Source organism: Streptomyces xinghaiensis S187, from assembly GCF_000220705.2.
Taxonomy (GTDB): Bacteria; Actinomycetota; Actinomycetes; order Streptomycetales; family Streptomycetaceae; genus Streptomyces; species Streptomyces xinghaiensis.
The window spans coordinates 3384447-3400354 of the sequence record NZ_CP023202.1 but is presented as its reverse complement, the minus strand read 5'-3'; the positions used below and the strand labels follow the sequence as shown (position 1 = coordinate 3400354).

General features: G+C 73.8%; 12 protein-coding genes. 9 read left to right on the top strand and 3 right to left on the bottom strand.

The genetic code is table 11. The annotated features are described in order from the left end of the window. The 3 genes from SXIN_RS14530 to rhaI all read right to left on the bottom strand — a co-directional run bounded on the left by SXIN_RS14530 (position 1) and on the right by rhaI (position 5364). Complete coding sequence (locus SXIN_RS14530; protein WP_095757072.1) at positions 1–1533, bottom strand: rhamnulokinase; 1533 nt, start codon at positions 1531–1533, stop codon at positions 1–3. Between the two features lie 360 nt (positions 1534–1893). Next, the gene (locus SXIN_RS14525) at positions 1894–3948 is read right to left on the bottom strand and encodes a bifunctional rhamnulose-1-phosphate aldolase/short-chain dehydrogenase (RefSeq protein ID WP_019707486.1); all 2055 of its coding nucleotides are present in this window, start codon (positions 3946–3948) and stop codon (positions 1894–1896) included. A gap of 237 nt (positions 3949–4185) precedes the next feature. Then, positions 4186–5364 carry an L-rhamnose isomerase gene (rhaI, locus tag SXIN_RS14520; RefSeq protein ID WP_019707487.1) on the bottom strand — a complete coding sequence of 393 codons (1179 nt, stop codon included), beginning with the start codon at positions 5362–5364 and terminating at the stop codon, positions 4186–4188. 283 nt (positions 5365–5647) lie between these two features. Between rhaI and SXIN_RS14515 the strand changes: the two genes are divergently transcribed. The 9 genes from SXIN_RS14515 (at position 5648) to SXIN_RS14475 (ending at position 15866) form a co-directional block, all read left to right on the top strand. Then, a complete protein-coding gene (locus tag SXIN_RS14515; RefSeq protein ID WP_019707488.1) occupies positions 5648–7309 on the top strand; it encodes a sugar ABC transporter ATP-binding protein in 1662 nt (553 codons plus the stop codon). Continuing rightward, entirely contained in the window at positions 7306–8358 is a 1053-nt protein-coding gene (locus SXIN_RS14510) for an ABC transporter permease (RefSeq protein ID WP_019707489.1), read from the top strand. Before SXIN_RS14515 ends, SXIN_RS14510 begins: the two co-directional genes overlap by 4 nt. Continuing rightward, positions 8342–9448 carry an ABC transporter permease subunit gene (locus SXIN_RS14505; RefSeq protein ID WP_019707490.1) on the top strand — a complete coding sequence of 369 codons (1107 nt, stop codon included), beginning with the start codon at positions 8342–8344 and terminating at the stop codon, positions 9446–9448. Before SXIN_RS14510 ends, SXIN_RS14505 begins: the two co-directional genes overlap by 17 nt. Before the next feature lie 101 nt (positions 9449–9549). Continuing rightward, entirely contained in the window at positions 9550–10635 is a 1086-nt protein-coding gene (rhaS, locus tag SXIN_RS14500; RefSeq protein WP_019707491.1) for a rhamnose ABC transporter substrate-binding protein, read from the top strand. A 33-nt stretch (positions 10636–10668) separates the two neighbouring features. Continuing rightward, positions 10669–10989, top strand: coding sequence for an L-rhamnose mutarotase (locus tag SXIN_RS14495; RefSeq protein ID WP_019707492.1), 321 nt, complete (start codon positions 10669–10671; stop codon positions 10987–10989). Positions 10990–11250: 261 nt separating this feature from the next. Further along, entirely contained in the window at positions 11251–12273 is a 1023-nt protein-coding gene (locus SXIN_RS14490; protein ID WP_019707494.1) for a LacI family DNA-binding transcriptional regulator, read from the top strand. A 236-nt stretch (positions 12274–12509) separates the two neighbouring features. Beyond that, positions 12510–13565, top strand: a complete 1056-nt coding sequence (locus SXIN_RS14485; protein ID WP_019707495.1) for a glutathione S-transferase family protein — start codon at positions 12510–12512, stop codon at positions 13563–13565. A 263-nt stretch (positions 13566–13828) separates the two neighbouring features. Then, on the top strand, positions 13829–15211 hold the full coding sequence (locus tag SXIN_RS14480) for a TrkH family potassium uptake protein (protein ID WP_019707496.1): 1383 nt from the start codon (positions 13829–13831) through the stop codon (positions 15209–15211). After that, positions 15204–15866 (top strand): potassium channel family protein, encoded by a 663-nt coding sequence (locus tag SXIN_RS14475; protein ID WP_039820402.1) that lies wholly within the window; start codon positions 15204–15206, stop codon positions 15864–15866. The genes SXIN_RS14480 and SXIN_RS14475 overlap by 8 nt, the downstream gene beginning before the upstream one ends. The last annotated feature ends 42 nt before the right edge of the window (positions 15867–15908 follow it).

The following is a 15908-nucleotide window of genomic DNA, read 5'->3' as shown; positions in this document are numbered from 1 at the left end:
TCAGGGACTGCGCTGCCCGGTCCGGGCGGCGGCCGCGGCCCAGGCACGCCGGTCGCCGCCCGGCTCGTAGCGCCGTAGCGGCTGCGTCGCGGCGACCAGCCGGCGCAGTGCGGAGCGGTCGTCCCCGACGGCGCCGTGGGCGCGGGCCTGGAGGAGGAGACTGCCGATGGCCGTGGCCTCGGCGGGTCCGGCCACGACGGGCAACCCGGCCGCGTCGGCGGTGAGTTGGCACAACAGTGCGTTGCGCGAGCCGCCGCCGACCAGATGCACCACGGCCACGTCCCGTCCCGTCAGCTCCGCCGCCCGCCGCACCGTCCGGGCATGGGCCAGGGCCAGCGCCTCCAGGATGGTGCGCACCAGCGAGCCCGGGCTCTCCGGGGGCGTCTGCCCGGTGCGCTCGCAGAAGGCCGCGATCCGGGCGGGCATGTCACCGGGCGGCAGGAACCCGGGCGCGTCCGGGTCGATGACGGCGGCGAACGGCCGGGCCCGTGCCGCCTCGTCCAGCAGCGGCCCGAGAGCGTGCGGCAGGCCCCGCGCCGCCCAGGTGCCGAGGGTCTCCGTCAGCAGCCACAGGCCCATGATGTTGCGGAGGAAGCGGACGGTGCCGTCCGTGCCCAGTTCATTGGTGAAGCCGGCGGTCCGGGCGGCCTCGGTGAGCACGGGCGCGTCCAGCTCCAGACCGGCCAGGGACCAGGTGCCGCAGGAGACATAGGCGAAGTCCGCTCCGCGGGCGGGCACGGCGGCGACCGCCGAGGCGGTGTCGTGCGAGGCCACGGTGGTGACGGGGGTCGAGGGCGGCAGCCCGGTGTACGCGGCGACGTGCGGCAGCAGGGTCCCGGCCGGTTCGCCGGGGAGGCGCAGCGGGGGCAGCAGTCCGGGCCGGATGCCGAGCCGGTCCGCCAGCGCGGCGGACCAGGTGCGGGTGGTGGCGTCGAACAGTCCGGTGGTGGAGGCGTTGGTGGCCTCCGCGCCGACGGTGCCGGTCAGCCAGTGCACCAGCAGGTCGGGGACGAGCAACAGGGTTTGCGCGGCGTCCAGTTGGGCGCTGCCCCGGGCCGAGGCGAGCTGGAAGACGGTGGTGAACGGCAAGTGCTGCAGGCCGGTGATCCGGTACAGCTCCTCGGGCGGCACCACGGCGAACACCTGCTCGGGCGCGCGCTCCGTGCGCTCGTCCCGGTAGTGGTGCGGGTTGCCGAGCAGCCGGCCGTCGGCGTCCAGCAGTCCGTAGTCCACGGCCCAGCCGTCGATGCCGACGGATGCGACGCCGCCCGCCCGCGCCGCCGCGCGCAGCCCGTCCAGGACGCCTTGGTGGAGGGCGAGGACGTCCCAGTGCAGCCCGCCGGGCAGCCGGACGGGGATGTTGGGGAAGCGGTGCGCCTCGGTCAGGTCGAGCCGGTCCGGGCCGAACCGGCCGAGGATCACCCGGCCGCTGGTCGCCCCGAGGTCCGCCGCGGCGAACACGAGCCCCCGGACGTCGGCGGACGGGGAGGAACGGGAGGGGACGGAGAAGCGGGGCGGAGGGGTGGACGTCATCGGCACCTCGGCGGAAAGGGGGACGGGCAGGAAGCGGTCGCGGTACGACGGGCGGGGCGGTCGCGACGAGGGGTACGGGGCACGGGCCGGACCGGACTACGGCAGGTGGGCGGGCGCTCCGCTTCCGGGGCGCGGTGGACGGGGCCCCCGCGGACCCGTGGGGGACAGGGCGCAGGGGGCCGCGGCGGACGGGCTCACCGGAGCCCGCGGTATACGGCGCCCACGGCGCCCGCGGTGCGTGCACCCCCGCGCTCCGTACGCCGCGGTGCGTGCAGCGCCCTGGGCCCCGCACCGCACGCGGGAGGCGCCCGCCGCACGTGCCGGCACCGCACCGGACCGGCCCGCGACCCTGTCCCCGGTTCACCGCAGGAACGCCGCCGCCACCCCCGCGTCCACCGGGATGTGCAGCCCCGTGGTGTGGCTCAACTCCCCGCCCGTCAGCACGAAGACGGCGTTCGCGACGTGCTCGGGCAGCACCTCCCGCCCCAGCAGCGTTCGCCGGGCGTAGAACTCGCCCAGCTTCTCCTCCGGCACCCCGTACACCGCGGCCCGCCGCGCGCCCCATCCCCCGGCGAAGATGCCGGAGCCGCGCACCACGCCGTCCGGGTTGACACCGTTGACGCGGATGCCGTGTCCGCCCAGCTCGGCGGCGAGCAGCCGCACCTGGTGGGCCTGGTCGGCCTTGGCGGCGCCGTAGGCGATGTTGTCGGGGCCGGCGACGACGCCGTTCTTGGAGACGATGTAGACGATGTCGCCGCCCAGGCCCTGTTCGGTCATGATCCGGGCGGCCTCGCGGGAGACGAGGAAGGAGCCGCGCGCCATGATGGCGTGCTGCCGGTCCCAGTCCGCGGCCGTCGTCTCCAGGAGCGGCTTGGAGACGGAGATCCCGGCGTTGTTGACGACGAGGTCCACCCCGCCGAAGGCGAGCGCCGCGGCCCGCAGGGCGTCCGTGATCCCCTCCTCCGAGGTGACGTCGGCGGTGACGGCGACCGCCCGGTCCGGCCCGCCCAGCTCCCCGGCGACCGTCCGCGCCCGCTCCCCGTCCAGATCGGCGACGGCCACGGCCGCGCCCTCGGCGGCCAGCCGGTGGGCGACGGCCCGCCCGATGCCCGAGCCGCCGCCGGTGACCAGCGCGATCCGCGTCGCCAGCGGCTTGGGCGCCGGCATCCGTCGCAGCTTGGCCTCCTCCAGCTCCCAGTACTCGATCCGGAACTTCTCGCTCTCCTCGATGGGCGCGTACGAGGAGACGGCCTCGGCGCCGCGCATCACGTTGATCGCGTTGAGGTAGAACTCACCGGCGACCCGGGCGGTCTGCTTGTCCTTTCCGAACGAGAACATGCCGACGCCCGGCACGAGCACGATCGCCGGGTCCGCGCCGCGCAGGGCGGGGGAGTCCGCCGTCGCGTACCGGGTGTAGTAGGCGGCGTACTCCTCGCGGTAGGCGGCGTGCAGCTCCCGCAGCCGGGCGGCGGTCTCGGCCGGGGGTGTACCGGGTGGCAGGTCCAGCAGCAGCGGGCGGACCTTGGTGCGCAGGAAGTGGTCGGGGCAGGAGGTGCCCAGGGCGGCCAGCCGCGGATGCGCGGCGCGGGAGAGGAAGTCGAGGACGGCGGGGGAGTCGGTGAAGTGGCCGGCTTGGCGGGCGTCGGTGGAGACCAGCCCGCGGATCAGCGGGGCGATGGCGGCGGCGCGTGCGCGGCGCTCCTCCTCGGGCAGCGGTGCGTATCCGTCGAGTACGGGTCCGAAGGGCTCGGCCCGGCCGCGCTCGGCGAGGAACTCCTCGGCGCCCCGGATGATGCGCAGCGCGTTGTGCTCGCACTCCTCGGAGGTGGCGCCCCAGGCGGTGATGCCGTGCCCGCCGAGGACGACGCCGATGGCCTCCGGGTGGGCGGCCTCGACGGCGGCGATGTCCATCCCGAGCTGGAAACCGGGGAGGCGCCACGGCACCCACACCACGCGGTCGCCGAAGCACTCCTGGGTCAGCGCCTCGCCGTCGGCGGCGCAGGCGAGCGCGATGCCGGAGTCGGGGTGCAGATGGTCCACGTGGGGGGCGCGGAGGAGGCCGTGCATGGCGGTGTCGATGGAGGGGGCGGCGCCGCCCCGGCCGTGCAGGCAGTAGTCGAAGGCGGCGACCATCTCGTCCTCGCGTTCGACCCCGGGGTAGACCTCGCGCAGGGCGCGCAGCCGGTCCAGGCGGAGCACGGCGAGCCCGGCTTCGGTGAGGGTGCCGAGATCACCGCCGGAGCCCTTGACGTACATCAGCTCGACCGGGCCGCCGGTGACCGGGTCGGTGGCGGTGGCCTTGGCGGAGGCGTTGCCGCCCGCGTAGTTGGTGTTCCGGGGGTCGGAGCCCAGCCGGTGCGCGCGTTCGAGCAGGGCGGCGACCTCGGGGCGGACGGTGGGGACGGTGGCAGCCATGGCGGAGCCCTTCGGTACGGGGACGGGCCGGTGCGGGGGAGGCGTGCGGACTGGCGGGGCGGAGTGGCGGGGAGGGGGCGGGAGACGACGGTGCGGGGGACCGGGGTACCGCCGCGCGGGCGGCGTACCGGCGGGGCGTCCGGTGGAACAGGCGGGCGATCGGCCGGGTGTATCGGCGGACCGGGTGAGGCGGGGGGCGGGTGAGCCGGGGGCGCGGGCAGGACGGGACGGGCCGGCTCAGGCTCCCCAGCCGGCCTGTTCGCCCCCCACGCGCTCCGCGACGATCCATTCCTGCCAGCCGGATTCCCGGTAGGCGGCCATCGGGTCCGGGTGCAGCCCCTGCTCCTCGCGGAGTCCGGCGAGCAGCGGGCGGACATCGGTGTTGTAGGCGTCCATCAGGACGGCGTTCGCGCCGAGGACGTCACCGGCCCGCTGTGCGGCGCGCAGCGCGTCGAGGTCGACCAGCAGGGCCTTGGCGGTGGCCTCCTGGACGTTCATCACCGAGCGGATCACCCCGGGGATCTTGGCCTCGATGTTGTGGCACTGGTCGAGCATGAAGGCGACGCCCTCCATGCCGTCCCCGTCCCGGAAGCCGCCGTTCTTGGCCACCTCGTGCAGGATGCGGAAGAGCTGGAAGGGGTCGGCGGCGCCCACCATGAGGTCGTCGTCGGCGTAGAAGCGGGAGTTGAAGTCGAAGCCGCCGAGTCTTCCCTCGCGCAGCAGGAGGGCCACGATGAACTCGATGTTGGTTCCGGGGGCGTGGTGCCCGGTGTCGACCACCACCCGTGCCCTGGGCCCGAGTCTGAGGCAGTGCGCGTAGGCGGTGCCCCAGTCCGGCACGTCCATCGTGTAGAAGGACGGTTCGAAGAGCTTGTACTCCAGCAGCATCCGCTGCCCCTCGCCCAGCCGTTCGTACACCTCGGCCAGGGCCTCGGCGAGCCGGCCCTGACGGGTGGCGGTGTCGTCCTGGCCGGGGTAGTTGGTGCCGTCGGAGAACCACAGCTTCAGGTCCCGCGATCCCGTGGCGTCCATGATGGCGACGCACTCCAGCAGGTGGTCCGTGGCCTTGCGGCGCACGGCCGGGTCGGGGTGGGTGACCGAGCCGAGCTTGTAGTCGTCGTCCTGGAAGACGTTGGAGTTGACCGTGCCCAGCCGCAGTCCCCGCTCCCGGGCGTACGCGGCGAGCGCCGCGTAGTCGTCCACCCGGTCCCAGGGGATGTGCAGGGCGACGCTCGGCGCGACGCCGGTGTGCCGGTGCACCTGGGCGGCGTCGTCGAGCTTCTCCCGGACCGTGCGCGGGACGCCGGGCTGTGCGAACACCTTGAACCGGGTGCCCGAGTTGCCGTACGCCCAGGAAGGCGTCTCGATGGCCTGGGACCTCAGGGCCGCCTGCACGGCGGATACGGCGGCAGTCATGGATCGGCGCTCCCCGGGCCTCGGCATTGAATCGTTTTGACTCGGAAACTAAGGGCGCCTTCCAGGGCTGTCAAGGTGCGGAACGGACCGACCGGGCCCGACAGCCCTGGCTCACGGGCGAAGATCGGGAACTTCCGCGTGCACGCCCATTGACGCCGCCGCCGGGGCGGTTCTACGTTCCCCGGCAACTGGATGAATCCTTTCATCCACCCTGCTCGCTTCCCACCCCTTCGCCGTCCCGGCCCCGGAACCGTCGAGCCGCCCCCGCCGCCGAGGAGCCCCCATGAACGAGCCCGACCCGGGCGCGGGACCCGCCGGGGCCCCGGAGCCCCGGAAATCCCAGGAGCCCGCCGGTCCCTGCGCCCCCGCCGAACCCGTCCTGTCCCTGCGCGCCGTGCACAAGTCCTTCGGCGCCGTCCGCGCCCTGCGGGGCGTCTCCCTGGAGCTGTTCCCCGGTGAGGCCCACGCCCTGGCGGGGGAGAACGGCGCAGGCAAGTCCACGCTCATCAAGATCCTCGCGGGGGTCCACCGCCCGGACGCGGGCGAACTGCTGCTCGACGGCCGCCCCGTCGTCTTCCACGGTCCCGCCGACGCCCGGCACGCGGGCATCGCGGTGATCCACCAGGAGCCGACGCTCTTCCCGGACCTCTCCGTCGCGGAGAACGTCTTCATGGGCCGCCTGCCGCGCGTCTCCCGCCCCTTCCGGACCCCCGCCCCCTCCGACGGTTCCCGCCCCTCCCGCCCTTCCCGCCCCTTCCGCCCCGCCCTCGGCCGCATCGACCGCGCCGCCGTCCGCGACGCCACCGCCTCCCTCATGCGACGGCTCGGCGTGGACCCCGACCCCGACCGGCCCGCCCGCGGCCTGTCGATCGCCGACCAGCAGATCGTCGAGATCGCCAAGGCCCTCTCCTTCGACGCCCGGGTGCTCGTCATGGACGAGCCCACGGCCGCCCTCACCGGCACCGAGACGGCACGCCTGTTCGGGGTCGTGGAGAGCCTGCGCGCCGAGGGCACGGCCGTGCTCTTCATCTCCCACCGGCTGCGGGAGATCTTCGAGCTGTGCCGGCGGGTCACGGTCCTGCGCGACGGCCAACGGGTCTCCTCCGAGCCGCTGGCCGGCCTCACCGAGGAGGACCTCGTCCACCGCATGGTCGGCCGTGAGCTCGACGACCTCTACCCCAAGCGGCCCGCGGACGTCGGGGAGACGGCCCTGTCGGTGCGCCGGCTGACCCGCGAGGGCGTCTTCCGCGACGTCTCCTTCGACGTGCGCCGCGGCGAGATCGTCGCCCTCGCCGGCCTGGTGGGCGCCGGGCGCTCGGAGGTGGCGCGGGCCGTCTTCGGCATCGACCGCCCGGACGCCGGAGAGGTGCGCGTCAACGGGCGGCCGCTGCGCGCCGGTTCCCCCACCGCCGCCATGGCGGCCGGGCTGGCGCTCGTCCCCGAGGACCGCCGCCGCCAGGGCCTGGTCATGGACCTCTCCATCGAACGCAACATCGGGCTGACCGGCCTCGGCCGGCTCGGCGGAGCCGGCCTGGTGCGCCGCTCCCTCGAACGCGGACGGGCCGCCGACTGGGCCGTGCGGCTGCACCTGCGGTACGGCCGCCTCTCCGACCCGGCCGGGGTGCTCTCCGGCGGCAACCAGCAGAAGGTCGTGCTGGCCAAGTGGCTCGCCACCGGCCCCTCGGTGCTCGTCGTCGACGAACCCACCCGCGGCATCGACGTCGGGACCAAGGCCGAGGTGCACCGCCTGCTGTCCTCGCTCGCGGCCGACGGGCTCGCGGTGCTGATGATCTCCTCCGATCTCCCGGAGGTGCTCGGCATGGCGGACCGGGTCCTCGTCATGCACGAGGGCCGGCTGACCGCCGAGATCCCCCGGGAACGGGCCACCGAAACCGCCGTCATGGCCGCGGCCACCGGGCTCGCCGGGAAGGAGCGGGCGGCATGACCACCACCCTCCGGCCGCCCCCCGCGGCCCCGCCCGCCACCGGGCGCTCGGCACGCGCCCTCGCCGACGCCGTCCTCCGGGCCCGGGAGATCAGCATCGCCGGCGCCCTGGCCCTGCTGATCCTCTCCACCTGGGCGGCCAACCCCCGCTTCCTGTCCGACCAGGGCGTCAAGGACCTGCTGCTCAACGCATCGATCCTGGTGCTGCTCGCGGTCGGCCAGGCGGTCGTCGTCATCACCCGGAACATCGACCTGTCGGCCGGTTCGGTGGTCGGCCTCTCCGCCTTCGCCTGCGGCACCTTCGCCGCCGGCACGGAGCACGGGCCGCTCACCGTCCTGCTGGTCGGCACCGGGATCGGGCTGCTCGCCGGGCTGGTCAACGGCGTCCTCGTCAGCTTCGGCCGGGTACCCGCGCTGGTCGTCACCCTCGGAACGCTGTACATCGTCCAGGGCGTCGACTACTGGTGGGCGCAGGGCGAGCAGATCAGCGCGGGCGAGGTGCCCGGCGCCGTGCTGCGGCTCGGCAGCGGCAGCCTCCTCGGTGTGCCGTATCTGCTGCTGATCACCGCGGCCGTGCTCGCCGCCACCGCCTTCTACCTGCGCTCCTACCACGGCGGACGGGAGCTGTACGCGATCGGCTCCAGCCCGGAGGCCGCCCGTCTCGCGGGAATCCCGATCCGCCGCCGCGTCCTCGCCGCCTACCTCTTCTCCGGGGCGGTCGCGGGCTTCGCCGGAGCCCTCTGGCTGGCCCGGTTCGGGACCGTCGTCGCCGACAACGCCCGCGGCTGGGAACTGACGGTCGTCAGCGCGGTCGTCGTCGGTGGCGTCGCCATCACCGGCGGCGTCGGCACCGTCTGGGGCGCGGCGCTCGGCGCCCTGCTGCTCACCACCATCGGCAGCGCCCTGGTCGTCCTCAGGGTCGACGCCTTCTGGCAGGGGGCCATCACGGGTGCGCTGCTGCTGGCGGCCATCAGCGTCGACCGCGTCGTCCACCTGCGCGTCACCCGCGCCCTGCGGAAGAGGAGCCCCCACCATGCCGACGGCGTCTGACACCGCGGCGGGCCGGCCGCACCCGGAGCAGCGCCCCGGCGGGCGTTCCGGGGGCAGCTCCGGCGGACGCCCCACCCGCCCCGGGCCGGCCGGGCGGGTGAAGGGCGTGGCCCTGCGCTGGGACACGGTGATCGGCATCCTGCTCACGGCCGTTTTCGCCACCGGGCTCGCCACCACCGAGGGCTTCGCGGACCCCGGCAACCTCGCCTTCGCGCTCAACGACATCGCCGAGGTGGCACTCATCGCCCTCCCGATGACCCTGCTGGTGGTCGCCGGGCAGGTGGACCTCTCCGTCGCCTCCGTGCTCGGCCTGGCCAGTGCCCTCACCGGCGCCCTCTGGGAAGCCGGATGGGCGTTCGAGCTGATCGTGCCCGTGGTGCTGCTGGCCGGGGTCGCGGGCGGGCTGCTCAACGGCTGGCTGGTCACCCGGATCGGGCTGCCGCCGCTCGCCGTCACCATCGGCACCCTCGCGCTCTACCGCGGTCTCGCCTCGGTCGTCCTCGGCAGCAACGCGGTGACCGGTTTCCCCGAGACGTACGCGCGCTGGGCGAGCGACACCACGACGCTCCCCGGCACCTTCCTGCCCTACCCCGTGGTGCTGTTCCTGGCGCTGGCGGTGGTCACCGGCGTCGCGCTGCACGCCACCGCCCTCGGCCGGGCGCTCTTCGCCATCGGGGCGCAGGAGGAGGCCGCGTACTTCGCCGGCCTCCGGGTGAAGCGGATCAAGCTGCTCCTCTTCACCGTCACCGGACTCCTCGCGGCCTTCGCCGGGATCGTCTTCACCCTCCGCTACGGCAGCGCACGCGCCGACAACGGCTTCGGCTTCGAGATGCTCGTCATCGCCGCCGTGCTCCTCGGCGGGGTCGACTTCAACGGTGGCAAGGGCACGCTCATCGGCGCCGTGTGCGGGGTGCTGCTGATCGGCGTCCTCAAGAACCTCCTCACCCTCAACGACGTGGCGAACGAGGTCCAGGTGATCGTCACCGGGCTGCTGCTCGTCGGCTCCGTCCTCACCCCCCGCGCCGTCGCCGTGGCCGCGGAACGGCGGCACCGGCGCGCGGCCGCGGCCACCGCCGCCCCGCCACCGTGATCCGCCGTCCCGCTCCCGAAGCCCGCATCCGCCGTTCCGCTCCCGAAGCCCGCCGCGCCACCCCCGACGTCCCGTCCCGCCCTCCCGAAAGGCCCACCGCCATGTACGCGAACCTCCCCGCCCGGCGCCGGGCCGCCGCGGCGACTGCCGCCGCCTGCGCCCTGGCCACCGTCCTGGCCGGCTGCTCCGGCACCACCAAGGACTCGGAGGAGAAGGCCGCCGCCTCCCGGGGCTCCGGCGCCACCGCCGACCCGGACGCCCCGCTGAGGAAGGGCCTCAAACTGGCCTTCCTGCCCAAGCAGATCAACAACCCCTACGAGAAGATCGTCGACGAGGCGGGCATCGCCGCGGCCGCGGAGTTCGGCGGCACCGGCAAGGAGGTCGGCCCCTCCGACGCCGGCGCCTCCTCCCAGGTCTCGTACATCAACACCCTCGTCCGGCAGCGGCAGGACGCGATCCTCATCGCCGCCAACGACCCCAACGCCGTGTGCGGACCGCTCAAGCAGGCGATGCGGAAGGACATCAAGGTCGTCGCCTACGACTCCGACACCGCCAAGGACTGCCGCCAGCTCTTCATCAACCAGGCGAGCACCGAGGAGATCGGCCGCAGCCTCGTCCGCGACATGGCCGAGCAGATCGGTCACCAGGGCAAGATCGCGATCCTCTCCGCCACGCAGAACGCCACCAACCAGAACGCGTGGATCCGCTACATGAAGGACGAGCTGACGAAGCCCGCCTACCGGAAGATGGATCTGGTCCGGGTCGCGTACGGCGACGACGCCGACCAGAAGTCCTTCCAGCAGACCCAGGGACTCCTCCAGGCGTACCCGGACCTGAAGGGCATCATCTCGCCCACCACCGTCGGCATCTCCGCGGCGGCCCGCTACCTCAGCGACTCCTCGTACAAGAAGAAGGTCGTCCTGAACGGCCTCGGCACGCCCAACCAGATGCGCAAGTACATTAAGGACGGCACGGTGGAGCGGTTCTCCCTGTGGGACCCGGAGAAGCTGGGCTACCTCGGCGCCTACGCCGCGGCGGCCCTCGCCTCCGGGCAGATCACCGGTGCGGAGGGCGAGACGTTCACGGCCGGGGAGCTCGGTGAGTACACGATCGGCACGGACGGAGAGGTCGTTCTCGGCCCTCCGGCGGTCTTCACCGAGGACAACATCGACGACTTCGACTTCTGAGCCCGGCCGACGGGGACCGGAAGGGGACCGGACATGCGGCGTGTCTGCTTTCTGCTCCAGGTCCGCCGGGAGCGCATCGACGAGTACCGGGAGCGGCACGCCGCCGTCTGGCCGGAGATGCTCGACGCGCTCTCCGCGGCCGGCTGGCGCAACTACTCGCTCTTCCTGCGCGAGGACGGCCTGCTCGTCGGCTATCTGGAGACGGACGACTTCGGGGCCGCCCTGCGGGCGATGGCGGAGACGGAGGTCAACGCCCGCTGGCAGGCGGAGATGGCGCCCTTCTTCGAGACACCCGGCGGGGCGCGGCCGGACGAGGCCATGCGCCCGCTGGCCGAGGTCTTCCATCTGGACTGAGGCGCCGTGCCCTGGCCCGTGCCCCGGCCCTCACCGCGGCGCCCGCCCTCGTGGACGCCCCCGTCCTCGTGGACGCCCGCGCCCATGCCCATGCCCATGCCCCTGTTCCGCCTCGCACCCGCCCCAGTTCCAGGAGTCCCGGATGGTCACCCGCGTCCCCGCCGTCACGCGCGCACCGATCGGCCCCGGAGGCGGGGCGGACGGGGCCGGAACCCGTGCCGGAACCGGGGTCCGGGCCCGAGTCCCCGGGGCGGTGCTCTGATGGCGGCGCAGTCGGTGGGCATCAAGGACGTGGCCAGGGCCGCCGGGGTCTCCGTCGGCACGGTCTCCAATGTGATCAACCGCCCGGACGCGGTGGCGGTGGAGACCCGTGCCCGGGTCCAGTCCGCCATCGAACGGCTGGGCTACGTCCGCAGCGAGTCGGCCCGCCAGCTGCGGGCCGGCCGGAGCCGTATCGTCGCCCTGCTCGTCCTCGACATGGGCAACCCCTTCTTCGTGGACGTCGCGCGCGGCGCCGAACGCGCGGCGCGGGCGGCCGGGATGCGCGTCATGGTGTGCAACAGCGCGCAGAGCCCGGAGGAGGAGGCCGAGTACCTCTCCCTCTTCGCCGAGCAGCGGGTGCGCGGCGTCCTGCTCACCCCGGCCGACGCCACCGGCCGCAACCTGGACGCCTTCCGCCGGCACGGCATCCCGTTCGTGCTGGTGGACCGGGTGGCGGCGGACGCGGCCGAGTGCTCCGTCTCGGTGGACGACGTGGCGGGCGGCGCCCTGGCGGTCCGGCACCTGGTGGCGGCCGGCCACCGCTCCATCGCGTACATCAGCGGACCGCCGCACCTCCAGCAGATCCGCGACCGCCGCGAGGGCGCCCTCCGGGCCCTCGCCGAGGCCGGACTGGAGGCGGACACGCTCCGCGAGATCCCCACCGAGAGCCTGGACGTCCCCGCCGGACGCGACGCGGGAGCCAGGCTGCTGGGCCTGGCCGACCGCCCCACCGCCGCGTTCTGCGCCAACGACCTGCTGGCGCTGGGCCTGCTCCAGTCGATGTTCGCCGCCGGGGTGGCCGTGCCCCGGGACATGGCCATCGTGGGCTACGACGACATCGAGTTCGCCGCGGCCGCGACCGTCCCGCTGACCTCGGTCCGCCAGCCGGCCGTCCGGATGGGCACGCTGGCCGCCGAACTGCTCCTCCAGGAGTCCGGCGGCGACATGGCGGACCACCGCCACGAGCACATCGTCCTCCAGCCCGAACTCGTCGTCCGCGACTCGAGCCTGCCGCGCCGCTGACGCCGGCCGGGCGGACGGGGACGTTCGAGGCGGGGCGGTCTGCCGCTGCCCTTCCGCCTGCCGGCGCGCACCGGCCCGGCCGGCCGGGCCGGACCGTCCGTACCGGACCTCAGGGGCACATCCCCTCCGGAACCGGGCAGACGAACGGAGACCGATGCCCACCGCCCGCGGAACCGGCACCGCACACCGCCGCCGCCGAAGTGGTCCGGGCGCGAGCACTGCGGGAGGAGCGACCGATGGACGGCACCGCCGGGACGGACACCGCCGGCCCCGGGGCGAACGGCCCCAACAGCAACACGGCCTACGGACACCAACCCTTCCGGCGCTCGAAGAGCCACTTCACCGACCGGATCACGGCCGACGCCCGCGACGGCTGGCCGGTCGAAGCCGGCCGCTACCGCCTGGCCGTCAGCCGCGCCTGCCCCTGGGCGAGCCGTGCCCTGGTCTCCCGGCGGCTGCTCGGCCTGGAGGACGCGCTGTCGCTCGCCGTCGCGGACCCCGTCCAGGACGACCGGAGCTGGCGTTTCACCCTCGACCCGGACGGCCGCGACCCCGTCCTCGGCATCCGCTTCCTGAGCGAGGCGTACGAGGCGCGGGAGAAGGACCACCCGGGCGGCGTCAGCGTTCCCGCGGTCGTCGACATACCCTCCGGCAGGCTCGTCACCAACGACTACCAGCGCCTCACCCTGGACCTCGCCACCGAGTGGACGGCCCTGCACCGTCCCGGCGCCCCCGATCTCTACCCCGAGCCCCTGCGCGACGAGATCGACGAGGTGATGGAGGGCGTCTACCGGGACGTCAACAACGGCGTCTACCAAGCCGGTTTCGCCACCGGCCAGGACGAGTACGAGGAGGCGTTCCGGGGCGTCTTCCGCCGCCTGGAGCTGGTCTCCGGACGCCTGGCCGACCGCCGCTATCTGGTCGGCGACAGCATCACGGAGGCGGACATCCGGCTGTTCACCACCCTCGTGCGCTTCGACGCCGTCTACCACGGGCACTTCAAGTGCAACCTGCGGAAACTCAGCGAGGACCCGGTGCTGTGGGCCTACGCCCGCGACCTTTACCAGACGCCCGGCTTCGGCGACACCGTGGACTTCGACCACATCAAGTGCCACTACCACCGGGTCCACACCGGCATCAATCCGACGGGCATCGTCCCCGCCGGCCCGGACCTCTCCGGCTGGCTCACCCCCCACCACCGCGAGCAGCTCGGCGGCCGTCCCTTCGGCGACGGCACCCCGCCGGGCCCGCCCCCGTCCGCCGAGCGCATCCCCCCGGCGGGACGCCCGTGACCGGTTCGTTCACACTGAGTGCGGGTGCGGTCATATGCCCGCCCCGCACTGCCCCGCAACCGCGACCGCCCCGCCCGGCCCGGGGCGCAGCGGGTGAGCAGCGCGGCAGCATGATGGGTCCCGTGCCGCGGAGCGCGGAGCGGAGTGCGGAACGGTGTGCGGAGACGTGACGTGCGGAGGAGCATGACGGCCGCGGTGGGACGGCCGGACGGGGACACCGGTACGGCCCACGCGGCTGCCCCGGTCGCCCCGGCGGTGCCCCGGTGACCGGCATCGTGGCGAAGCGCTTCGGACGGAGCGGCTACCGCCCCGGGGTGGCGGCCCCGCTGCGCCATCCGGGGCAGATTCTCGTCGGCGGGTTCGCGGCGGCGGTGGCCGTCGGCACGGTGCTGCTGTCGCTCCCCGTGGCCACGGAGACCGGGGAGCGCACGCATCTGGTCGACGCGGTCTTCACCGCCACCTCCGCGGTGTGCGTGACGGGTCTGGTCACCGTGGACACCGCCGGGCACTGGTCCACCTTCGGCGAGGTCACCATCCTGGTGCTCATCCAGGCCGGGGGCCTGGGCATCATGACGCTGGCCACGCTGCTCGCGGTGCTGGTGTCGCGCCGGCTGCGGCTGCGCACCCGGCTCCTGGCGCAGATGGAGACCAAGACGCTCAGCATGCGGGGGATGCGCCGCGTCGTCCGCAATATCGTGCTGTTCAGCCTGGCCGTCGAGGCGGTGGTGGCGGCGGTGCTCGCCGTGGTGTTCCTCACCGTCCACGACCGTCCTCTCGGTGCCTCCCTCTACGACGCCGTCTTCCACTCGGTCTCCGCCTTCAACAACGCCGGTTTCTCCCTCAACTCCGACAGCCTCATGGGATACGTGGACGACCCGTGGGTGTGCCTGCCGATCGCGGCGGCCGTCGTCGTCGGCGGTCTCGGGTTCCCCGTCGTCTTCGAGCTGGCGCGGGGCTGGCGGCGGCCGCGGTCGTGGTCGGTGCTGACCCGGATCACCGTCGTGCTGACGTCGGTCCTGCTCGTCGTGGGCACCCTCGTGATCACCTCCGCCGAGTACACCAACCCCCGGACGCTGGGTCCGCTGGACACTCCCGGGAAGTGGCTGGCGGGCTTCTTCGCCTCGGTGATGTCCCGCACGGCGGGCTTCAACAGCATCGACACCTCGGCCCAGGTGCCCGAGAGCCTGCTGGCGACCGATGTCCTGATGTTCATCGGCGGGGGCAGCGCGGGCACCGCCGGCGGGATCAAGGTGACGACCTTCGGGCTGCTCGCGTTCGTGCTGTGGGCGGAGATGCGGGGCGAGCCGGGGGTGCAGGTCGGGCGGCGCCGGGTGCCCGAGAGCAACCAGCGGCAGGCGCTCGCCATCGTGCTGCTGAGCGTCGGCGGTGTGGCGCTGGCGACCTTCAACCTGCTGGTCCTCACCTCCTACAGCCTGGACCAAGTACTGTTCGAGGCGATCTCGGCCTTCGCCACGGTGGGTCTGTCCACCGGGATCACCGGCGATCTGCCACCGGCCGGGAAGGTGCTCCTGACCGTCCTGATGTTCGTGGGCAGGCTCGGCCCCCTGACCGTGGCGTCCGCCCTCGCCCTGCGCGACCGCGCCCGCCGCTACGAGCTTCCCGAGGAGAGGACCATCGTTGGCTGACAGCAGCAGGGAACCCGTCGTCGTGATCGGCCTGGGCCGCTTCGGGAGCTCCCTGGCCCTGGAGCTCACCAGCCGGGGCACCGAGGTCCTGGCCGTCGACAGCAGGCCCAAGGTGGTGCAGAGCCTGTCGGGCCGGCTCACCCACACCGTCACCGCGGACTGCACGGACATCGAGGCGCTGCGTCAGCTGGGCGTGCCCGACTTCTCGCGCGCCGTGGTCGCCATCGGCTCGGACATCGAGTCCAGCATCCTGGTCACCTCGCTCCTGACCGAGCTGGAGATCGAGACCATCTGGGCCAAGGCGATCAGCATCCAGCATGGCCGGATCCTGGACCGGATCGGCGCTCACCACGTCGTCTTCCCCGAGCACGACATGGGCGAGCGGGTGGCCCATCTGGTCTCCGGCCGGATGCTCGACTACATCGAACTCGACCCGGCGCACGCGCTCGTCAAGGTCAGCCCGCCCCGGGAGCTCGTCGGCGTGCCGCTGCGCGAGGCCCGGGTGCGGAACCGGCACGACGTCACCGTGGTCGCCGTCCAGCCCTCCGGCGGCGAGTTCACCCACACCACCTCCGACACCGTCCTGGCCTACGGGGACGTCATCCTCATCCTCGGCCGCATCGACAAGGTCGAACGTTTCGCCAATCTCCCCTGAGACGGCTCCCCGCAGCCCGCCCCGGGTGCGGGACCGTGAGCA

Coding starts and splice junctions, on each gene's coding strand:
- SXIN_RS14530 (WP_095757072.1), bottom strand. CDS start 1,533: ATGACGTCCACCCCTCCGCCCCGCTTCTCCGTCCCCTCCCGTTCCTCC.
- SXIN_RS14525 (WP_019707486.1), bottom strand. CDS start 3,948: ATGGCTGCCACCGTCCCCACCGTCCGCCCCGAGGTCGCCGCCCTGCTC.
- rhaI (WP_019707487.1), bottom strand. CDS start 5,364: ATGACTGCCGCCGTATCCGCCGTGCAGGCGGCCCTGAGGTCCCAGGCC.
- SXIN_RS14515 (WP_019707488.1), top strand. CDS start 5,648: ATGAACGAGCCCGACCCGGGCGCGGGACCCGCCGGGGCCCCGGAGCCC.
- SXIN_RS14510 (WP_019707489.1), top strand. CDS start 7,306: ATGACCACCACCCTCCGGCCGCCCCCCGCGGCCCCGCCCGCCACCGGG.
- SXIN_RS14505 (WP_019707490.1), top strand. CDS start 8,342: ATGCCGACGGCGTCTGACACCGCGGCGGGCCGGCCGCACCCGGAGCAG.
- rhaS (WP_019707491.1), top strand. CDS start 9,550: ATGTACGCGAACCTCCCCGCCCGGCGCCGGGCCGCCGCGGCGACTGCC.
- SXIN_RS14495 (WP_019707492.1), top strand. CDS start 10,669: ATGCGGCGTGTCTGCTTTCTGCTCCAGGTCCGCCGGGAGCGCATCGAC.
- SXIN_RS14490 (WP_019707494.1), top strand. CDS start 11,251: ATGGCGGCGCAGTCGGTGGGCATCAAGGACGTGGCCAGGGCCGCCGGG.
- SXIN_RS14485 (WP_019707495.1), top strand. CDS start 12,510: ATGGACGGCACCGCCGGGACGGACACCGCCGGCCCCGGGGCGAACGGC.